The sequence below is a fragment of the Pseudomonas sp. GW821-FHT09C09 genome (assembly GCF_059418105.1).
The window spans coordinates 253,990-273,338 of sequence record NZ_JBWKPF010000010.1 but is presented as its reverse complement, the minus strand read 5'-3'; the positions used below and the strand labels follow the sequence as shown (position 1 = coordinate 273,338).

The 19,349-nt window shown below is 55.6% G+C and carries 15 protein-coding genes and 4 tRNA genes; all 19 read left to right on the top strand.

From position 1 onward, the window contains the following. Positions 1-161 precede the first annotated feature (161 nt). Positions 162-1,115, top strand: coding sequence for a bifunctional biotin--[acetyl-CoA-carboxylase] ligase/biotin operon repressor BirA (birA, locus tag AC07NR_RS27360; protein WP_495079861.1), 954 nt, complete (start codon positions 162-164; stop codon positions 1,113-1,115). Further along, positions 1,105-1,854 (top strand): pantothenate kinase, encoded by a 750-nt coding sequence (locus tag AC07NR_RS27355; RefSeq protein WP_495079860.1) that lies wholly within the window; start codon positions 1,105-1,107, stop codon positions 1,852-1,854. The genes birA and AC07NR_RS27355 overlap by 11 nt, the downstream gene beginning before the upstream one ends. A gap of 7 nt (positions 1,855-1,861) precedes the next feature. Then, positions 1,862-2,287, top strand: coding sequence for a hypothetical protein (locus tag AC07NR_RS27350; protein WP_495079859.1), 426 nt, complete (start codon positions 1,862-1,864; stop codon positions 2,285-2,287). 143 nt (positions 2,288-2,430) lie between these two features. After that, positions 2,431-2,515 (top strand) — tRNA-Tyr (locus AC07NR_RS27345). A 25-nt stretch (positions 2,516-2,540) separates the two neighbouring features. Then, positions 2,541-2,614: transfer RNA gene (locus AC07NR_RS27340), tRNA-Gly, on the top strand. Between the two features lie 26 nt (positions 2,615-2,640). Next, positions 2,641-2,716, top strand: a tRNA-Thr gene (locus AC07NR_RS27335). 84 nt (positions 2,717-2,800) lie between these two features. After that, the gene (gene tuf / locus AC07NR_RS27330; RefSeq protein ID WP_010220303.1) at positions 2,801-3,994 is read left to right on the top strand and encodes an elongation factor Tu; all 1,194 of its coding nucleotides are present in this window, start codon (positions 2,801-2,803) and stop codon (positions 3,992-3,994) included. Positions 3,995-4,047: 53 nt separating this feature from the next. Beyond that, positions 4,048-4,123, top strand: a tRNA-Trp gene (locus tag AC07NR_RS27325). Between the two features lie 45 nt (positions 4,124-4,168). Then, positions 4,169-4,537, top strand: coding sequence for a preprotein translocase subunit SecE (secE, locus tag AC07NR_RS27320; protein ID WP_007916493.1), 369 nt, complete (start codon positions 4,169-4,171; stop codon positions 4,535-4,537). A 9-nt stretch (positions 4,538-4,546) separates the two neighbouring features. Further along, positions 4,547-5,080, top strand: a complete 534-nt coding sequence (nusG, locus tag AC07NR_RS27315) for a transcription termination/antitermination protein NusG (RefSeq protein ID WP_007957598.1) — start codon at positions 4,547-4,549, stop codon at positions 5,078-5,080. Between the two features lie 117 nt (positions 5,081-5,197). Further along, a complete protein-coding gene (gene rplK / locus AC07NR_RS27310) occupies positions 5,198-5,629 on the top strand; it encodes a 50S ribosomal protein L11 (protein ID WP_003228756.1) in 432 nt (143 codons plus the stop codon). Further along, positions 5,629-6,324, top strand: a complete 696-nt coding sequence (gene rplA / locus AC07NR_RS27305) for a 50S ribosomal protein L1 (RefSeq protein WP_011336175.1) — start codon at positions 5,629-5,631, stop codon at positions 6,322-6,324. Before rplK ends, rplA begins: the two co-directional genes overlap by 1 nt. 198 nt (positions 6,325-6,522) lie before the next feature. Continuing rightward, the gene (gene rplJ, locus AC07NR_RS27300; RefSeq protein WP_495079858.1) at positions 6,523-7,023 is read left to right on the top strand and encodes a 50S ribosomal protein L10; all 501 of its coding nucleotides are present in this window, start codon (positions 6,523-6,525) and stop codon (positions 7,021-7,023) included. Between the two features lie 79 nt (positions 7,024-7,102). After that, positions 7,103-7,468 carry a 50S ribosomal protein L7/L12 gene (gene rplL, locus AC07NR_RS27295; RefSeq protein ID WP_007957596.1) on the top strand — a complete coding sequence of 122 codons (366 nt, stop codon included), beginning with the start codon at positions 7,103-7,105 and terminating at the stop codon, positions 7,466-7,468. Positions 7,469-7,688: 220 nt separating this feature from the next. Beyond that, positions 7,689-11,762 carry a DNA-directed RNA polymerase subunit beta gene (rpoB, locus tag AC07NR_RS27290; protein ID WP_248744657.1) on the top strand — a complete coding sequence of 1,358 codons (4,074 nt, stop codon included), beginning with the start codon at positions 7,689-7,691 and terminating at the stop codon, positions 11,760-11,762. A 63-nt stretch (positions 11,763-11,825) separates the two neighbouring features. Further along, the gene (rpoC, locus tag AC07NR_RS27285) at positions 11,826-16,025 is read left to right on the top strand and encodes a DNA-directed RNA polymerase subunit beta' (RefSeq protein WP_085712352.1); all 4,200 of its coding nucleotides are present in this window, start codon (positions 11,826-11,828) and stop codon (positions 16,023-16,025) included. Positions 16,026-16,240: 215 nt separating this feature from the next. Beyond that, positions 16,241-16,612, top strand: coding sequence for a 30S ribosomal protein S12 (gene rpsL / locus AC07NR_RS27280; RefSeq protein ID WP_003186084.1), 372 nt, complete (start codon positions 16,241-16,243; stop codon positions 16,610-16,612). A 109-nt stretch (positions 16,613-16,721) separates the two neighbouring features. Next, positions 16,722-17,195, top strand: coding sequence for a 30S ribosomal protein S7 (rpsG, locus tag AC07NR_RS27275; RefSeq protein WP_007957592.1), 474 nt, complete (start codon positions 16,722-16,724; stop codon positions 17,193-17,195). A 30-nt stretch (positions 17,196-17,225) separates the two neighbouring features. Continuing rightward, positions 17,226-19,331, top strand: coding sequence for an elongation factor G (gene fusA / locus AC07NR_RS27270; RefSeq protein ID WP_047296931.1), 2,106 nt, complete (start codon positions 17,226-17,228; stop codon positions 19,329-19,331). Positions 19,332-19,349: the final 18 nt, after the last annotated feature.

Below are 19,349 nucleotides of genomic sequence, written 5' to 3'. Positions count from 1 at the left end.
CCCCATGTGAGAGTAGGTCATCGTCAAGATTAAATTCCGAAACCCCAATTGCGAAAGCAGTTGGGGTTTTGTTTTGCTCGCAGGAAAGTGGGTTGTTTGAATTCTATGCAACAGCTCGGTGCATGGCTATTATTCGGGCCTCATTCCGAGGCGAGACCTGCATGCTGACGTTGTTGAACCTTCTGAAGGATGGACGATTCCATTCCGGCCAGGCTCTGGGAGCCGCCCTGGGAATTAGTCGAAGTGCGGTGTGGAAGCAGCTTCAACATCTCGAAGCTGAGCTTGGGCTGTCCATACATAAAGTTCGAGGGCGAGGCTACCAGTTAGCTTCGCCGCTGATGTTGCTCGACTCACTCAAGATCGAGGAAAGTCTTGCGGGCTGGTCCGTGAGCGTCTTCAACTCAATCGACTCTACTAACGCCGAATCGCTGCGCGCCGTTGAGCGGGGTCAAATGGCCCCCTTTCTGGTGCTGGCTGAACGACAAATATCCGGTCGTGGGCGCAGAGGGCGCAAATGGGTAAGCCCGTTTGCCGAGAACCTCTATTACAGTCTCGTGTTGCGTATTGATGGTGGGATGCGTCAGCTTGAAGGGTTAAGTCTCGTTGTTGGTCTTGCGGTCATGCAGACCTTGCGAGCGCTTGGGGTGGTAGGTGCCGGCTTGAAGTGGCCCAATGATGTTTTAGTGGGGCGAAAAAAAATCGCGGGAATCTTGCTGGAGCTGGTTGGGGATCCGGCAGATGTGTGTCATGTAGTGCTGGGTATTGGCATAAACGTGAACATGCAAACGTCCGACGAGGTAGATCAACAGTGGACTTCGATACGGCTCGAGTCGGGGAAGCCTTGTGATCGCAATGGTCTGGTGGTTGAGCTGAGTAAACAGTTGCAGCTTTATTTGCAGCGCCACCAGGCAGGCGGTTTCTCTGCACTTCAGGTCGAGTGGGAGGCGAGCCACTTGTGGCAAGGGCAACCGGTTTCTCTCACGGCCGGCGTCACTCAGATAGATGGCGTGGTGCTGGGGGTCGATAATCAAGGTGCGCTGCGATTGAAGGTGGATGGTGTGGAAAGAGTCTTTAGTGGTGGTGAGCTCAGCTTGAGGTTGCGTGATGATTCTTGAGCTTGATTGCGGAAACAGTTTTATCAAGTGGCGGGTGCTGAATGGCGAGGCCGGTACCCTCGTCGCGGAAGGGGTGGTCGACTCTGATGGGGCATTGGTCGGCAATCTTCGTTCGCTCGATAAGTTGTCTCTCGGCAAATGCCGCCTGGTCAGTGTAAGAACTGAAGACGAGACCAATTTGCTGATTGATCTCCTCAAGCGTGAGTTCGATATATCCGTTGTCTGTGCGACACCTGCTCGTGAAATGTCTGGCGTCAAGAACGGCTATGAGGACTACGAGCGTCTGGGCCTTGATCGCTGGTTGGCGATGCTTGGTGGCTTTCATCTAGCTGGAGGGGCTTGCCTGGTTCTTGATTTTGGGACGGCGGTGACTGCTGATTTCATCTCGTCGGAAGGTGAACACCTGGGAGGCTTCATTTGTCCTGGTATGCCATTGATGCGAAATCAATTGCGTACGCATACCCGAAAGATTCGCTATGGCGATCTGGCGGCGGAACGGGCATTGGCGAGTCACGCTCCAGGGCGCAATACGGTCGAGGCGGTGGAGCGTGGCTGTTCGTTGATGCTCAGAGGATTCGTACTGACGCAGTTGGAGATGGCGCGTTCCTACTGGGGAGATAGCTTCAGTGTCTTCATCACTGGGGGGGATGCCGAGCTAGTGTCGGATGTTGTGCCTGAGGCCAGGGTGGCTCCCGATTTGGTGTTCGTCGGTTTGGCTATGGCTTGTCCTTTGTCCTGAGGTTTGTATGCGTTGGTTGTTTCTCCTGCTTCTGGTACTCAATGTGTTTTATTACGTCTGGCATCAGCAGGAGGCGCCATTGCGTGCAAAGGATGTCACCCCGCTCCGTCTTTATAGTGGTTCGCAGCAGGATATCCGCTTGCTGAGTGAGGCTGGTGATGCCTCGCGAGCAGCGAAGTCCGATGGGCAGTGTCTATATATAGGTGGTTCGGGTCGTCCTGAAGCTGCGCAGGCGCTGGAGCAGCGCCTGAATGAGCTTGGTGCGAAAGCTCAGCCCCTGCCGAAAGACGTTTCCAGCAATGCATATTGGTTCCGAATCACGCCAGAAACCCAGCGTTTCCTGGGCGATACTCAGTTGCAAAACCTTTCTAAGGAATTCAATGAGTTAAAACACAAAATAATGCTGTGCGAGGGGGTTGCACCTGCGGAATAGTTTGCATAGAATGGCGCCCGCTCCACAGCGAAGGCCTGAAAAGGTTGAAGCAGTAGGGCGGTGTCAAAGCAGCTAACCTCAGGTTTTTAAATGAGAAAATGCTTGACAAGGGTTTGGCATAGTATAGAATGCCGGCCTGATTAGGAGGGGTTCCCGAGCGGCCAAAGGGATCAGACTGTAAATCTGACGTCTACGACTTCGAAGGTTCGAATCCTTCTCCCTCCACCAGATTTTAGCGTGAGCTGCAGGCTCCGCGGGTATAGTTTAGTGGTAGAACCTCAGCCTTCCAAGCTGATGATGCGGGTTCGATTCCCGCTACCCGCTCCAAGTTTGCAGGTTGTGCAAAGTGTTACGCTCTTGTAGCTCAGTTGGTAGAGCACACCCTTGGTAAGGGTGAGGTCAGCGGTTCAAATCCGCTCAAGAGCTCCATATAACAAGGCAGATATGAAAATATCTGCCTTTGTTTTAATGGCTAGGGTTGTTTGCTTATTTCTTCTGTTAGGGGTGATATCGATGGCTAAGGAAAAATTTGATCGTTCCCTACCGCACGTCAACGTCGGAACTATCGGTCACGTTGACCACGGTAAAACCACTCTGACCGCTGCTCTGACTCGCGTCTGCTCCGAAGTTTTCGGTTCGGCCGTAGTTGAATTCGACAAGATCGACAGCGCTCCAGAAGAAAAAGCTCGCGGTATCACCATCAACACCGCGCACGTTGAGTACAACTCGAACATTCGTCACTACGCTCACGTTGACTGCCCGGGTCACGCTGACTACGTGAAGAACATGATCACCGGTGCTGCCCAGATGGACGGCGCGATCCTGGTTTGCTCGGCTGCCGATGGTCCGATGCCACAAACTCGTGAGCACATCCTGCTGTCCCGTCAGGTAGGCGTTCCGTACATCGTGGTTTTCCTGAACAAGGCTGACCTGGTAGACGACGCAGAGCTGCTGGAACTGGTTGAGATGGAAGTTCGCGACCTGCTGTCCACCTACGACTTCCCAGGCGACGACACTCCGATCATCATCGGTTCGGCTCGTATGGCTCTGGAAGGCAAAGACGACAACGAAATGGGCACCACCGCTGTCAAGAAGCTGGTGGAAACTCTGGACAGCTACATCCCAGAGCCGGAGCGTGCTATCGACAAGCCGTTCCTGATGCCAATCGAAGACGTGTTCTCGATCTCGGGTCGTGGCACCGTGGTAACTGGTCGTATCGAGCGCGGTATCGTTCGCGTTCAGGACGCTCTAGAAATCGTTGGTCTGCGTGACACCACCACCACCACCTGCACCGGTGTTGAGATGTTCCGCAAGCTGCTGGACGAAGGTCGTGCTGGCGAGAACTGCGGCGTTCTGCTGCGTGGCACCAAGCGTGACGACGTTGAGCGTGGTCAGGTTCTGGTTAAGCCGGGTTCGGTTAAGCCGCACACCAAGTTCACCGCAGAAGTTTACGTTCTGAGCAAGGAAGAAGGCGGTCGTCACACTCCGTTCTTCAAAGGCTACCGTCCACAGTTCTACTTCCGTACTACTGACGTGACTGGTAACTGCGAGCTGCCAGAAGGCGTTGAAATGGTAATGCCAGGTGACAACATTCAGATGACTGTTACCCTGATCAAAACCATCGCGATGGAAGATGGTCTGCGTTTCGCTATCCGTGAAGGCGGTCGTACCGTCGGCGCTGGCGTCGTAGCCAAAATCATCGAGTAAGTAGTTGTAATGTATTTTTCGGGCCGGCATAATGGTCGGCCTGATTTTGTTTTAGGTCAGTAGCTCAATTGGCAGAGCGACGGTCTCCAAAACCGTAGGTTGGGGGTTCGATTCCCTCCTGACCTGCCAGATTCACTCGGTGTGTCTGGCTTTCTTTTCACAGGATCTTCATAGATGACTCCTAAGGCTGAAGCTCAAGGCTCTCGCTTCGATCTGCTCAAGTGGCTTGTAGTGGTCGCTTTGGTGGTGGTTGGCGTTGTAGGCAATCAGTATTACTCTGCTTCGCCGATCCTGTACCGTGTACTCGCTTTGCTTGTCATTGCTGCTGTAGCTGCCTTTGTAGGCCTGCAGACTGCCAAGGGCAAGTCTTTCTTTGTACTGGTTAAGGAAGCTCGTACCGAGATTCGTAAAGTCGTATGGCCAACTCGCCAAGAAACCACGCAGACCACTCTGATTGTTGTGGCTGTTGTTCTGGTTATGGCGTTGCTGTTGTGGGGGCTTGATTCCCTGCTCGGCTGGCTTGTTTCCTTGATTGTCGGCTAAGGGTGTCCCGTGGCTAAGCGTTGGTACGTTGTGCATGCTTACTCGGGTTACGAGAAGCATGTCATGCGCTCGCTGATCGAGCGTGTAAAGCTGGCTGGCATGGAAGATGGCTTCGGCGAAATTCTGGTTCCCACTGAAGAAGTGGTTGAAATGCGTAATGGCCAGAAACGCAAAAGCGAACGCAAGTTCTTCCCTGGTTATGTGCTGGTGCAGATGGATATGAACGAGGGTACTTGGCACTTGGTCAAGGATACTCCTCGGGTGATGGGCTTTATCGGCGGTACTGCCGACAAGCCTGCGCCAATCACTGACAAAGAAGCAGAGGCGATCCTGCGTCGCGTTGCCGACGGTAGCGACAAGCCGAAGCCGAAGACGTTGTTCGAGCCAGGTGAAACCGTTCGTGTCAATGACGGTCCTTTCGCTGACTTTAACGGTGTTGTTGAAGAAGTTAACTACGAAAAGAGCCGGATCCAAGTGGCGGTGCTCATTTTCGGTCGCTCTACTCCGGTAGAGTTGGAGTTCAGTCAGGTCGAAAAGGTCTAGCTGGACAAGCATCCCAACCCCGCAGCCCTAGGCTGTGGGGTTTTGTCGTCACTGGGATAAACGCGCAAGTAACCGGGGAGCCTTTCGAGGCGTTCGAACCCGTAATTGGAGTGCCTCATGGCCAAGAAGATTACCGCTTACATCAAGCTGCAAGTGAAGGCCGCTCAGGCTAACCCAAGCCCACCTGTTGGTCCTGCTCTGGGTCAGCACGGCGTGAACATCATGGAATTCTGCAAGGCTTTCAACGCCCGTACCCAGGGTCTGGAAGCTGGTCTGCCGACTCCAGTGATCATCACTGTCTACAGCGACCGTAGCTTCACTTTCGAAACCAAATCCACCCCTGCTTCGGTTCTGCTGAAGAAGGCGGCCGGTCTGACCAGCGGTTCCGCTCGTCCGAACACCGTTAAGGTTGGCACTGTTACCCGTGCTCAGCTGGAAGAAATCGCGAAAACCAAAAACGCGGATCTGACTGCAGCTGATATGGATGCAGCCGTGCGCACTATCGCCGGTTCTGCTCGTAGCATGGGCCTTAACGTGGAGGGTGTGTAATGGCTAAGCTGACCAAGCGCCAAAAGGCTATCGCTGAAAAGATCGAAGCGGGCAAGTCCTACAACTTCGAAGAGGCCGCAACTCTGCTGGCCTCGCTGCCAGCTGCCAAGTTCGTCGAGTCGTTCGATGTGGCCGTTAACCTGGGCGTAGACCCGCGTAAATCCGACCAGGTCGTTCGTAGCGCTACCGTGCTGCCACACGGCACTGGCAAGACCGTTCGCGTTGCTGTGTTCACCCAGGGTCCAGCTGCCGAGGCCGCTCTGGCTGCCGGCGCTGACCGCGTAGGCATGGACGAACTGGCTGCCGAAATGAAAGGCGGCGACCTGAACTATGACGTAGTGATCGCATCCCCGGATGCCATGCGCGTTGTAGGTCAACTGGGTCAGATCCTCGGTCCACGTGGCCTGATGCCTAACCCGAAAGTTGGTACCGTTACTCCAGACGTAGCCACCGCGGTTAAAAACGCCAAGGCTGGTCAGGTTCGTTATCGCACCGACAAGAACGGCATCATCCACACTTCCGTTGGCAAGATCGGCTTCGATGCCGTCAAGCTGAAGGAAAACGTGGAAGCCCTGATCGCTGACCTGAAGCGTATCAAGCCAGCTTCCTCGAAAGGTATCTACGTCAAGCGCGTTACCCTGAGCACCACCATGGGCCCAGGCCTGGTCATCGACCAGAGCTCGCTGGACGCGTAAGACAAAAATTGGCGCAGGTGACTGCGTCAATTGAAAGATTGGGGTCCCTGCCTGGCGGGGGCTATCCAAGACCGTAGGCGACGCAAGTCTTAAACCTCAAGCCTACGCAGATGGTGCTCCCGGTTCCTTACCGAATCAGACACCAAAACGACATTCGGTTTCGATCGAATGAAACGGTAACAAGCAGGAGTTAAACCCGTGGCAATTAATCTCGAAGACAAGAAGGCCATCGTCGCTGAAGTCAACGAGGCTGCCAAAGTCGCTCTGTCCGCTGTCGTGGTTGATGCCCGTGGCGTAACAGTAGGCGCAATGACCGGACTCCGTAAAGAGGCTCGTGAAGCTGGCGTTTACGTACGTGTTGTACGTAACACCCTGCTCAAGCGCGCAGTTGAAGGTACTTCGTACGAAGTGCTCAACAAAGCGTTCACCGGCCCGACCCTGATCGCATTCTCCAACGAACACCCGGGCGCTGCTGCTCGTCTGTTCAAGGAATTTGCCAAGGGTCAGGATAAGTTCGAGATCAAGGCAGCTTCGTTCGAGGGCAAGTTCCTCGCAGCGAATGAGATCGACGTGCTGGCAAGCCTGCCAACTCGCGACGAAGCTATTGCGAAACTGATGAGCGTGATTCAAGGCGCTACCAGCAAGCTGGCTCGTACTCTGGCGGCAATTCGCGATCAGAAAGAAGCTGCTGCAGCCTGAGGCTGAGCGTTTCCAATCTCGCGTATTTTTGTTTATTTCGACGGCCGTACAGGCTGTCCACCAAATCAGGAATTGAGTCATGTCTCTGACTAACGAACAAATCATCGAAGCAATCGGCCAGAAAACCGTTCTGGAAGTTGTTGAGCTGATCAAAGCAATGGAAGAAACCTTCGGCGTGACCGCTGCTGTTGCTGCTGCTGGTCCAGCTGCTGCTGCCGCTGTTGTTGAAGAGCAAACCGAGTTCAACGTTGTTCTGGTTGAAGCCGGCGAGAAGAAAGTAAACGTGATCAAGGCAGTTCGTGAACTGACCGGTCTGGGCCTGAAAGAAGCCAAAGAGAAAGTCGACGGCGCTCCTCAGGTTGTAGCTGAAGGCGTTTCGAAAGAAGCTGCTGAAGACGCTAAGAAGAAGCTGGAAGAAGCAGGCGCTAAAGTCGAGCTGAAGTAAGCATCGACTTTGCTCCTCCAGCCCGAGCGTCAAGCGACAGGCTGATGGCTGGTGGCTCTTGCCACCGGCCTTTTTCCGTTATTGGCAGCCGACTCGGTCGGTGCCGATAACGAGCTGTAACCATCCGATGTGATGGCGCAAACCATGGGGTTTGCACGATTTTCTGGCTGCTCCCGTCGGGAGGGGCCAAACAAGCAGGTGACCAAGCTGGGGAACGCTGATGGCTTACTCATATACTGAGAAAAAACGTATCCGCAAGGACTTTAGCAAGTTGCCGGACGTCATGGATGTGCCTTACCTCCTGGCCATCCAGCTGGATTCGTATCGTGAATTCTTGCAAGCGGGAGCGACTAAAGATCAGTTCCGCGACGTGGGCCTGCATGCGGCCTTCAAATCCGTTTTCCCGATCATCAGCTACTCCGGCAATGCTGCGCTGGAGTACGTCGGTTATCGCCTGGGCGAACCGGCATTTGATGTCAAAGAATGCGTATTGCGCGGTGTAACTTTCGCCGTACCTTTGCGGGTAAAAGTGCGCCTGATCATTTTCGACAAAGAATCGTCGAACAAAGCGATCAAGGACATCAAAGAGCAAGAAGTCTACATGGGTGAAATCCCCCTGATGACTGAGAACGGTACCTTTGTTATCAACGGTACCGAGCGTGTGATCGTTTCCCAGTTGCACCGCTCCCCGGGCGTGTTCTTCGACCACGACCGTGGCAAGACGCACAGCTCCGGCAAACTGCTGTACTCCGCACGCATCATTCCTTACCGCGGTTCGTGGCTGGACTTCGAGTTCGACCCGAAAGACTGCGTATTCGTACGTATCGACCGTCGTCGCAAGCTGCCGGCCTCGGTACTGCTGCGCGCGCTCGGCTATACCACCGAAGAAGTGCTGGACGCTTTCTACACCACCAACGTATTCCACGTTAAGGGCGAGACCCTGAGCCTGGAGCTGGTACCACAGCGTCTGCGCGGTGAAGTTGCTGTTCTCGATATTCAGGATGACAAAGGCAAGGTAATTGTCGAGCAGGGTCGTCGTATCACTGCCCGTCACATCAACCAGCTGGAAAAAGCCGGGATCAAAGAGCTGGACGTGCCTCTGGACTACGTCCTGGGTCGCACCACCGCCAAGGTCATCGTGCATCCGGCAACCGGCGAAATCCTGGCAGAGTGCAACACCGAGCTGACCACTGAAGTCCTGGCGAAAATCGCCAAGGCCGGCGTCGTTCGCATCGAAACTCTGTACACCAACGATATCGACTGCGGTCCGTTCGTCTCCGACACTCTGAAGATCGACTCCACCAGCAACCAATTGGAAGCGCTGGTCGAAATCTATCGCATGATGCGTCCAGGCGAGCCGCCAACCAAAGACGCTGCCGAAACCCTGTTCAACAACCTGTTCTTCAGCCCTGAGCGTTATGACCTGTCTGCGGTCGGCCGGATGAAGTTCAACCGTCGTATCGGTCGTACCGAGATCGAAGGTTCGGGCGTGCTGTGCAAGGAAGACATCGTCGCGGTACTGAAGACTCTGGTCGACATCCGTAACGGTAAAGGCATCGTCGACGACATCGACCACCTGGGTAACCGTCGTGTTCGCTGCGTAGGCGAAATGGCCGAGAACCAGTTCCGCGTTGGCCTGGTACGTGTTGAGCGTGCGGTCAAAGAGCGTCTGTCGATGGCTGAAAGCGAAGGCCTGATGCCGCAAGATCTGATCAACGCCAAGCCAGTGGCGGCGGCGGTGAAAGAGTTCTTCGGTTCCAGCCAGCTGTCGCAGTTCATGGACCAGAACAACCCGCTGTCCGAGATTACCCACAAGCGTCGTGTCTCCGCACTCGGCCCTGGCGGTCTGACTCGTGAGCGCGCGGGCTTCGAAGTTCGTGACGTACACCCGACTCACTACGGTCGTGTTTGCCCGATCGAAACGCCGGAAGGTCCGAACATCGGTCTGATCAACTCCCTGGCGGCTTACGCTCGCACCAACCAGTACGGCTTCCTCGAGAGCCCGTACCGTGTGGTGAAAGAGGGTGTGGTTACCGACGAGATCGTGTTCCTGTCCGCTATTGAAGAAGCCGATCACGTGATCGCGCAGGCTTCGGCGACCATGAACGACCAGAAAGTCCTGATCGACGAACTGGTAGCCGTACGTCACCTGAACGAATTCACCGTCAAGGCGCCTGAAGAAGTCACCCTGATGGACGTTTCGCCGAAGCAGGTAGTTTCGGTTGCAGCGTCGCTGATTCCGTTCCTCGAGCACGACGACGCCAACCGTGCGTTGATGGGTTCGAACATGCAGCGTCAGGCTGTACCAACCCTGCGTGCCGACAAGCCGCTGGTAGGTACCGGTATGGAGCGTAACGTGGCTCGCGACTCCGGCGTTTGCGTCGTGGCTCGTCGTGGCGGCGTGATCGACTCCGTCGATGCCAGCCGTATCGTGGTTCGTGTTGCCGATGACGAAGTTGAAACCGGTGAAGCCGGTGTCGACATCTACAACCTGACCAAATACACCCGCTCGAACCAGAATACCTGCATCAACCAGCGTCCGCTGGTGAGCAAGGGTGATCGCGTTCAGCGTAGCGACATCATGGCCGACGGTCCGTCCACCGACATGGGTGAACTGGCTCTGGGTCAGAACATGCGCATCGCGTTCATGGCATGGAACGGCTTCAACTTCGAAGACTCCATCTGCCTGTCCGAGCGTGTGGTTCAGGAAGACCGCTTCACCACGATCCACATCCAGGAACTGACCTGTGTGGCCCGTGACACCAAGCTTGGTCCAGAGGAAATCACTGCGGACATCCCGAACGTGGGTGAAGCTGCACTGAACAAGCTGGACGAAGCCGGTATCGTTTACGTAGGTGCTGAAGTTGGCGCAGGCGACATCCTGGTCGGTAAGGTCACTCCGAAAGGCGAGACCCAACTGACTCCGGAAGAAAAACTGCTGCGTGCGATCTTCGGTGAAAAAGCCAGCGACGTTAAAGACACTTCCCTGCGTGTACCTACCGGTACCAAAGGTACTGTCATCGACGTGCAGGTCTTCACTCGTGACGGCGTTGAGCGTGATGCTCGTGCCCTGTCGATCGAGAAGACCCAGCTGGACGAGATCCGCAAGGATCTGAACGAAGAGTTCCGCATCGTTGAAGGCGCGACCTTCGAACGTCTGCGTTCCGCTCTGGTAGGCCACAAGGCTGAAGGCGGCGCGGGCCTGAAGAAAGGTCAGGACATCACCGACGAAGTACTCGACGGTCTTGAGCATGGTCAGTGGTTCAAACTGCGCATGGCTGAAGATGCTCTGAACGAGCAGCTCGAGAAGGCTCAGGCCTACATCGTTGATCGTCGCCGTCTGCTGGACGACAAGTTCGAAGACAAGAAGCGCAAACTGCAGCAGGGCGATGACCTGGCTCCAGGCGTGCTGAAGATCGTCAAGGTTTACCTGGCAATCCGTCGTCGCATCCAGCCGGGCGACAAGATGGCCGGTCGTCACGGTAACAAGGGTGTGGTCTCCGTGATCATGCCGGTTGAAGACATGCCGCACGATGCCAATGGCACCCCGGTCGACGTGGTCCTCAACCCGCTGGGCGTACCTTCGCGTATGAACGTTGGTCAGATCCTTGAAACCCACCTGGGCCTCGCGGCCAAAGGTCTGGGCGAGAAGATCAACCGGATGGTCGAAGAGCAGCGTAAAGTCGCTGAGCTGCGTACCTTCCTGGACGAGATCTACAACCAGATCGGCGGTCGTAACGAAGATCTGGACAGCTTCTCCGATCAGGAAATCCTGGATCTGGCGAAGAACCTGCGTGGCGGCGTTCCAATGGCCACTCCAGTGTTCGACGGTGCCAAGGAAAGCGAAATCAAGGCCATGCTGAAACTGGCGGACCTGCCAGAAAGCGGCCAGATGCAGCTGACCGACGGCCGTACCGGCAACAAGTTCGAGCGTCCAGTTACCGTTGGCTACATGTACATGCTGAAGCTGAACCACTTGGTAGACGACAAGATGCACGCGCGTTCTACCGGTTCGTACAGCCTGGTTACCCAGCAGCCGCTGGGTGGTAAGGCGCAGTTCGGTGGTCAGCGTTTCGGGGAGATGGAGGTCTGGGCACTGGAAGCATACGGTGCTGCTTACACTCTGCAAGAAATGCTCACAGTGAAGTCGGACGATGTGAACGGCCGGACCAAGATGTACAAAAACATCGTGGACGGCGATCACCGTATGGAGCCGGGCATGCCCGAGTCCTTCAACGTGTTGATCAAGGAAATTCGTTCCCTCGGCATCGATATCGATCTGGAAACCGAATAACACGTGACGCGATCGAGAGCGGGGCAGGATTGCCCGCTCTCTGCTCCGCCAGGAGGAAAGGCCTTGAAAGACCTACTGAATTTGCTGAAAAACCAGGGTCAAGTCGAAGAGTTCGACGCCATCCGTATCGGATTGGCCTCGCCTGAGATGATCCGCTCGTGGTCGTTCGGTGAAGTTAAAAAGCCGGAAACCATCAACTACCGTACGTTCAAGCCTGAGCGTGACGGTCTGTTCTGCGCCAAGATCTTTGGCCCGGTAAAGGATTACGAGTGCCTGTGCGGTAAGTACAAGCGCTTGAAACACCGTGGTGTGATCTGCGAGAAGTGCGGCGTTGAAGTTGCACTGGCCAAGGTTCGTCGTGAGCGCATGGCGCACATCGAACTGGCTTCGCCGGTTGCCCACATCTGGTTCCTGAAATCGCTGCCGTCCCGTATCGGCCTGCTGATGGACATGACCCTGCGTGATATCGAACGCGTTCTCTACTTCGAGAGCTATGTCGTTATCGATCCGGGCATGACCACTCTTGAAAAAGGTCAGCTGCTGAACGACGAGCAGTACTTCGAAGCGCTGGAAGAGTTCGGTGACGATTTCGACGCCCGTATGGGTGCCGAAGCTGTCCGTGAACTGCTGCACGCTATCGACCTGGAACACGAGATTGGTCGTCTGCGTGAAGAAATTCCGCAAACCAACTCCGAAACCAAGATCAAGAAGCTGTCCAAGCGTCTGAAGTTGATGGAAGCCTTCCAGGGTTCCGGCAACCTGCCAGAGTGGATGGTGCTGACCGTTCTGCCGGTTCTGCCGCCAGATCTGCGTCCACTGGTTCCACTGGACGGCGGTCGTTTCGCGACTTCCGACCTCAACGATCTGTATCGTCGAGTGATCAACCGTAACAACCGTTTGAAGCGCCTGCTGGATCTGTCCGCTCCGGACATCATCGTGCGCAACGAAAAGCGTATGTTGCAGGAAGCTGTCGATGCACTGCTCGACAACGGTCGTCGTGGCCGCGCTATCACCGGTTCGAACAAGCGTCCTCTGAAGTCCCTGGCTGACATGATCAAGGGTAAGCAAGGTCGTTTCCGTCAGAACTTGCTCGGTAAGCGTGTTGACTACTCCGGTCGTTCGGTAATTACCGTAGGTCCGACCCTGCGTCTGCACCAGTGCGGTCTGCCGAAGAAGATGGCTCTCGAGCTGTTCAAACCGTTCATTTTCGGCAAGCTGGAAATGCGTGGTCTGGCGACCACCATCAAAGCGGCCAAGAAAATGGTCGAGCGCGAGCTGCCGGAAGTTTGGGACGTTCTCGCTGAAGTGATTCGCGAACACCCGGTTCTTCTCAACCGTGCACCGACCCTTCACCGTCTGGGTATCCAGGCGTTTGAGCCGGTACTGATCGAAGGTAAGGCTATCCAGCTGCACCCTCTGGTCTGTGCTGCGTACAACGCCGACTTCGACGGCGACCAAATGGCCGTGCACGTGCCGCTGACGCTGGAAGCCCAGCTCGAAGCGCGTGCGTTGATGATGTCGACCAACAACATTCTGTCGCCAGCCAACGGTGAGCCAATCATCGTTCCGTCGCAGGACGTTGTATTGGGTCTGTACTACATGACTCGTGAAGCGATCAACGCCAAGGGCGAAGGTCGTGTGTTCGCGGATCTGCAGGAAGTTGACCGTGTGTTCCGTGCCGGCGAAGCCGCACTGCACGCCAAGATCAAGGTTCGTATCAACGAAACCGTGAACGATCGTGACGGCAACAGCGTGAACAACACTCGTATCGTCGACACCACTGTCGGTCGTGCGCTGCTGTTCCAGGTTGTGCCAAAAGGTCTGTCGTTCGACGTCGTCAACCTGCCGATGAAGAAAAAGGCGATCTCCAAGCTGATCAACCAGTGCTACCGCGTGGTTGGTCTGAAAGAGACCGTGATCTTCGCTGACCAGTTGATGTACACCGGTTTTGCCTACTCGACCATTTCCGGCGTTTCCATCGGTGTTAACGACTTCGTTATCCCGGATGAAAAAGCCCGCATCATCGGTGCTGCCACCGACGAAGTGAAAGAGATCGAGAGCCAGTACGCGTCCGGCCTGGTAACCCAGGGCGAGAAGTACAACAAAGTGATCGACCTTTGGTCGAAAGCGAACGACGAAGTCTCCAAGGCGATGATGGCGAACCTCTCTAAAGAGAAAGTCATCGACCGTCACGGCGACGAAGTCGAGCAGGAATCGTTCAACTCGATGTACATGATGGCCGACTCGGGTGCGCGGGGTTCCGCAGCACAGATTCGTCAGCTGGCCGGTATGCGTGGTCTGATGGCCAAGCCGGACGGTTCCATCATCGAAACGCCAATTACCGCGAACTTCCGTGAAGGTCTGAGCGTACTCCAGTACTTCATCTCGACTCACGGTGCTCGTAAGGGTCTGGCGGATACCGCGTTGAAAACCGCGAACTCCGGTTACCTGACTCGTCGTCTGGTAGACGTGGCGCAGGATCTGGTCGTGACCGAGATCGATTGCGGCACCGAGCACGGCCTGGTGATGACTCCGCACATTGAAGGCGGCGACGTTGTAGAGCCGCTGGGTGAGCGCGTATTGGGTCGTGTCATTGCCCGTGACGTATTCAAGCCGGGTACCGAGGACGTCATCGTTCCTGCCGGCACTCTGGTAGACGAGAAGTGGGTCGAGTTCATCGAGCTGAACAGCATCGACGAAGTGATCGTGCGTTCGCCGATCAGCTGCGAAACCCGCTACGGCATCTGCGCCAAGTGCTACGGCCGTGACCTGGCTCGTGGTCACCAGGTGAACATCGGTGAGTCGGTCGGCGTAATCGCTGCCCAGTCCATCGGTGAACCGGGTACCCAGCTGACGATGCGTACGTTCCACATCGGTGGTGCGGCAAGCCGTACTTCCGCAGCCGACAGCGTTCAGGTGAAGAACGGCGGTACCGTCCGTCTGCACAACCTGAAGCACGTTGAGCGTGTGGATGGCAACCTGGTTGCCGTGTCCCGTTCCGGTGAGCTGGCGATTGCTGACGACTTCGGTCGTGAGCGCGAGCGTTACAAGCTGCCGTACGGTGCTGTGATTTCGGTTAAAGAAGGTGACAAGGTCGACGCTGGCGCCATCGTGGCCAAGTGGGATCCGCACACTCACCCGATCGTTACCGAAATGAAAGGTACCGTGACCTACGTGGGCATGGAAGAAGGCATCACGATCAAGCGTCAGACTGACGAATTGACCGGTATGACCAACATTGAAGTACTTGATCCGAAAGATCGTCCGGCTGCCGGCAAGGACATTCGTCCTGCTGTGAAGATGGTCGATGACAACGGCAAGGATCTGTTGCTGCCAGGCACTGACGTTATCGCTCAGTACTTCCTGCCAGCCAACGCCCTGGTCGGTGTTGCGGACGGTGCGAAGATTGCGATCGGTGATGTTATCGCTCGTATCCCGCAGGAAACTTCGAAGACCCGTGACATCACCGGTGGTCTGCCGCGTGTTGCCGACCTGTTCGAAGCCCGTCGTCCGAAAGAAGCGTCGATTCTGGCTGAAGTCAGCGGCACCATCGCGTTCGGTAAAGAGACCAAGGGCAAGCGCCGTCTGGTCATCACCCCGAACGACGGCAGCGATCCGTACGAAGAGCTGATTCCGAAGTGGCGTCACCTGAACGTGTTCGAAGGCGAACAGGTAAACCGCGGCGAAGTTATCTCCGACGGTCCGAGCGATCCGCACGACATCCTGCGTCTGCTGGGTGTGAGCGCGCTGGCCAAATACATCGTTAACGAGATCCAGGACGTTTACCGTCTGCAGGGCGTGAAGATCAACGACAAGCACATCGAGACCATCCTGCGTCAGATGCTGCGTAAAGTTGAGATCTCCGAGTCCGGCGACTCCAGCTTCATCAAGGGCGACCAGATGGAACTGACTCACGTTCTGGTAGAGAACGAGCGTCTGAACGCGGAAGACAAGTTTGTCTCCAAGTTCACCCGCGTTCTGCTGGGTATCACCAAGGCGTCGTTGTCGACCGAATCGTTCATCTCGGCGGCTTCCTTCCAGGAAACCACCCGCGTACTGACCGAAGCGGCCGTAACCGGCAAGCGCGATTACCTGCGCGGCCTGAAAGAAAACGTGGTTGTGGGTCGTCTGATCCCGGCCGGTACCGGTCTGGCTTATCACAGCGAGCGCAAGCGTCGTCGTGATGCAGACAAGCCGTTGCGCGTAAGCGCCAGTGAAGTGGAAGCTGCACTGACCGAAGCGCTGAACTCGAGCGGTAACTGAGTTCTGCGATAAATGAGCTGAGGCCCTGATCTAACCGTTCATCGAATCGAGACAATTTGTCGAGGTTCGACGAGCGGGGAGGTCGGGGCCTTGCCTTGACTGGGGACAAGATCCTCTTTAGACTCTTGATCCCCTAAATTTGGCGGGAATCCGTTCCTGCCATTTTGCTTTTCTTGCAAGACAATAGCGTCGCAAGACAACAGTGGAGCTAGTAGATGGCAACTATCAACCAGCTGGTACGTCAGCCGCGTAAGCGTATCGTCGAGAAATCCGACGTACCTGCGCTGCAGAACTGCCCGCAACGTCGTGGCGTGTGCACCCGTGTGTACACCACTACGCCGAAAAAACCTAACTCGGCACTGCGTAAAGTATGCCGTGTGCGTCTGACCAACGGTTTCGAGGTTTCCTCGTACATCGGCGGTGAAGGCCACAACCTGCAAGAGCACAGCGTGGTACTGATCCGCGGCGGTCGTGTAAAAGACTTGCCAGGTGTTCGTTACCACACCGTTCGCGGCTCCTTGGATACTTCCGGCGTTAAAGGCCGTAACCAGGGTCGTTCGAAGTACGGTACCAAGCGTCCGAAGTAATCGGCCGTTTTGCAGATTTTCATTTTATTGAGTCGATAAGAGTAAGGTCGGGCGCGAATCCTCAAGGATCTGTCCCGAACTAACCTGAAGACCGTTTGAGGGCTTATCAATGCCAAGACGTCGCGTAGCAGCAAAGCGTGAGATTCTGGACGATCCGAAATACGGAAGCCAAATCCTCGCCAAATTCATGAACCACGTTATGGAAAGCGGCAAGAAAGCCGTTGCCGAGCGTATCGTTTATGGTGCCCTGGAAACCGTTGCGGCTCGCAAGACCGGCACCGATCCCCTGGAACTCTTCGAAAAAGCACTCGACGCCATCGCTCCGCTGGTCGAAGTGAAGTCGCGCCGCGTTGGTGGTGCTACTTACCAGGTTCCGGTCGAAGTTCGTCCGTCCCGTCGTAACGCTCTGGCAATGCGCTGGTTGGTAGACTTCGCCCGCAAGCGTGGCGAGAAGTCTATGGCTCTGCGCTTGGCTGGCGAGCTGCTGGATGCTGCTGAAGGTAAAGGTGCTGCTGTTAAGAAGCGTGAAGACGTGCACCGTATGGCCGAAGCTAACAAGGCTTTCTCGCACTACCGCTTCTAATTTTAGCTTCACTAATTTTGCGAGGGCTTTATGGCTCGTACTACTCCGATTAGTCGCTACCGTAACATCGGTATCGTCGCTCACGTGGATGCTGGTAAAACCACCACCACCGAGCGCGTCCTTTTTTACACTGGCAAAAGTCACAAAATGGGCGAGGTGCATGACGGCGCCGCGACCACAGACTGGATGGTTCAGGAGCAGGAGCGTGGTATTACCATTACTTCTGCTGCCATTACCGCCTTCTGGAAAGGTTCCGAGAAGCAGTACCCGCACGAGCATCGCTTCAACGTAATCGATACCCCGGGCCACGTAGACTTCACCATTGAAGTAGAACGTTCCCTGCGCGTACTCGACGGCGCTGTCGTTGTGTTCTGCGGTACTTCGGGTGTTGAGCCTCAGTCGGAAACCGTATGGCGCCAAGCCAACAAATACGGCGTTCCACGTCTTGTTTACGTAAACAAGATGGACCGTGCTGGTGCCAACTTCCTGCGCGTGATCGGTCAGATCAAGCAGCGTCTGGGTCACACTCCGGTGCCGATCCAGCTGGCTATCGGTTCGGAAGACAACTTCCAGGGCCAGATCGACCTGATCAACATGCAAGCTGTTTACTGGAACGACTCTGACAAGGGTATGGTTCCGGTTCGCAAGGAAATCCCTGCGGACATGCTCGAGCTGGCTACTGAGTGGCGCAGCAACATGGTTGAGGCTGCGGCCGAAGCCAGTGAAGAGCTGATGAACAAGTACCTGGAAGGTGAAGAGCTGTCGATCGAAGAGATCAAGGCTGCTCTGCGTCAGCGTACTATCGCTGGCGAAATCGTTCTGGCTGTTTGCGGTTCGTCCTTCAAGAACAAGGGTGTTCCCCTGGTTCTCGACGCCGTTATCGACTTCCTGCCTGCTCCGACCGACATTCCTGCTATCAAGGGTTCCAACCCTGATAACGAGGAAGAAGAGATGGAGCGTCATGCAAGCGACGACGAGCCGTTCGCGGCGTTGGCGTTCAAGATCGCTACCGACCCATTCGTGGGTACTCTGACCTTCGTCCGCGTTTACTCGGGCGTGTTGAACTCCGGCGACGGCGTGATCAACTCGGTCAAAGGCAAGAAAGAGCGCGTGGGTCGTATGGTGCAAATGCACGCAAACGCCCGTGAAGAGATCAAGGAAGTACGCGCTGGCGACATCGCGGCCCTGATCGGCATGAAGGACGTCACCACTGGTGAAACCCTCTGCAACGCCGACAAGCCAATCATCCTGGTTCGCATGGACTTCCCGGAGCCGGTTATTTCGGTTGCCGTAGAGCCTAAGACCAAGGATGACCAGGAAAAAATGGGTATCGCTCTGGGCAAACTGGCTCAGGAAGACCCGTCTTTCCGCGTTAAAACTGATGAAGAGACTGGTCAAACGATCATCTCCGGCATGGGCGAGCTGCACCTGGACATCCTGGTTGACCGGATGCGCCGTGAGTTCAACGTCGAAGCCAACATCGGCAAGCCTCAAGTTTCGTACCGTGAGCGCATCACGAAGAACTGCGAAATCGAAGGCAAGTTCGTTCGTCAGTCCGGCGGTCGTGGCCAGTTCGGTCATTGCTGGATTCGCTTTGCTCCTGCTGACGAAGGTCAGGAAGGTCTGCAATTCCTGAACGAAGTAGTAGGTGGTGTGGTTCCTAAGGAATACATCCCGGCTATCCAGAAGGGTATCGAAGAGCAGATGAAGAACGGCGTTGTTGCCGGCTATCCGCTGATCGGCCTGAAGGCTACCGTGTTCGATGGTTCTTACCACGACGTCGACTCCAACGAGATGGCGTTTAAAGTGGCTGCTTCCATGGCGACCAAGCAACTGGCCCAGAAGGGCGGTGGTGAGTTGCTCGAGCCGATCATGGCGGTAGAGGTTGTTACGCCTGAAGACTATATGGGTGACGTGATGGGCGACCTTAACCGTCGTCGCGGCATGATCCAGGGTATGGAAGACACAGTGTCCGGCAAGGTTATCCGTGCCGAAGTTCCACTGGGTGAGATGTTCGGTTATGCGACCGACGTTCGTTCCATGTCTCAGGGTCGCGCAAGCTACTCTATGGAATTCAAAAAATACGATACGGCTCCGTCGCACATCGTCGAATCCGTTACCAAAAAACAAGGCTGATTCAGCCCCTTTAGGCTA

Excerpts from the sequence above, each read along its gene's own strand:
- birA (WP_495079861.1), top strand. The coding sequence starts at position 162 with ATGCTGACGTTGTTGAACCTTCTGAAGGATGGACGATTCCATTCCGGC.
- rplA (WP_011336175.1), top strand. The coding sequence starts at position 5,629 with ATGGCTAAGCTGACCAAGCGCCAAAAGGCTATCGCTGAAAAGATCGAA.
- rplK (WP_003228756.1), top strand. The coding sequence starts at position 5,198 with ATGGCCAAGAAGATTACCGCTTACATCAAGCTGCAAGTGAAGGCCGCT.
- rpsL (WP_003186084.1), top strand. The coding sequence starts at position 16,241 with ATGGCAACTATCAACCAGCTGGTACGTCAGCCGCGTAAGCGTATCGTC.
- tuf (WP_010220303.1), top strand. The coding sequence starts at position 2,801 with ATGGCTAAGGAAAAATTTGATCGTTCCCTACCGCACGTCAACGTCGGA.
- rpoB (WP_248744657.1), top strand. The coding sequence starts at position 7,689 with ATGGCTTACTCATATACTGAGAAAAAACGTATCCGCAAGGACTTTAGC.
- secE (WP_007916493.1), top strand. The coding sequence starts at position 4,169 with ATGACTCCTAAGGCTGAAGCTCAAGGCTCTCGCTTCGATCTGCTCAAG.
- fusA (WP_047296931.1), top strand. The coding sequence starts at position 17,226 with ATGGCTCGTACTACTCCGATTAGTCGCTACCGTAACATCGGTATCGTC.
- AC07NR_RS27350 (WP_495079859.1), top strand. The coding sequence starts at position 1,862 with ATGCGTTGGTTGTTTCTCCTGCTTCTGGTACTCAATGTGTTTTATTAC.
- rpsG (WP_007957592.1), top strand. The coding sequence starts at position 16,722 with ATGCCAAGACGTCGCGTAGCAGCAAAGCGTGAGATTCTGGACGATCCG.
- rplL (WP_007957596.1), top strand. The coding sequence starts at position 7,103 with ATGTCTCTGACTAACGAACAAATCATCGAAGCAATCGGCCAGAAAACC.
- AC07NR_RS27355 (WP_495079860.1), top strand. The coding sequence starts at position 1,105 with ATGATTCTTGAGCTTGATTGCGGAAACAGTTTTATCAAGTGGCGGGTG.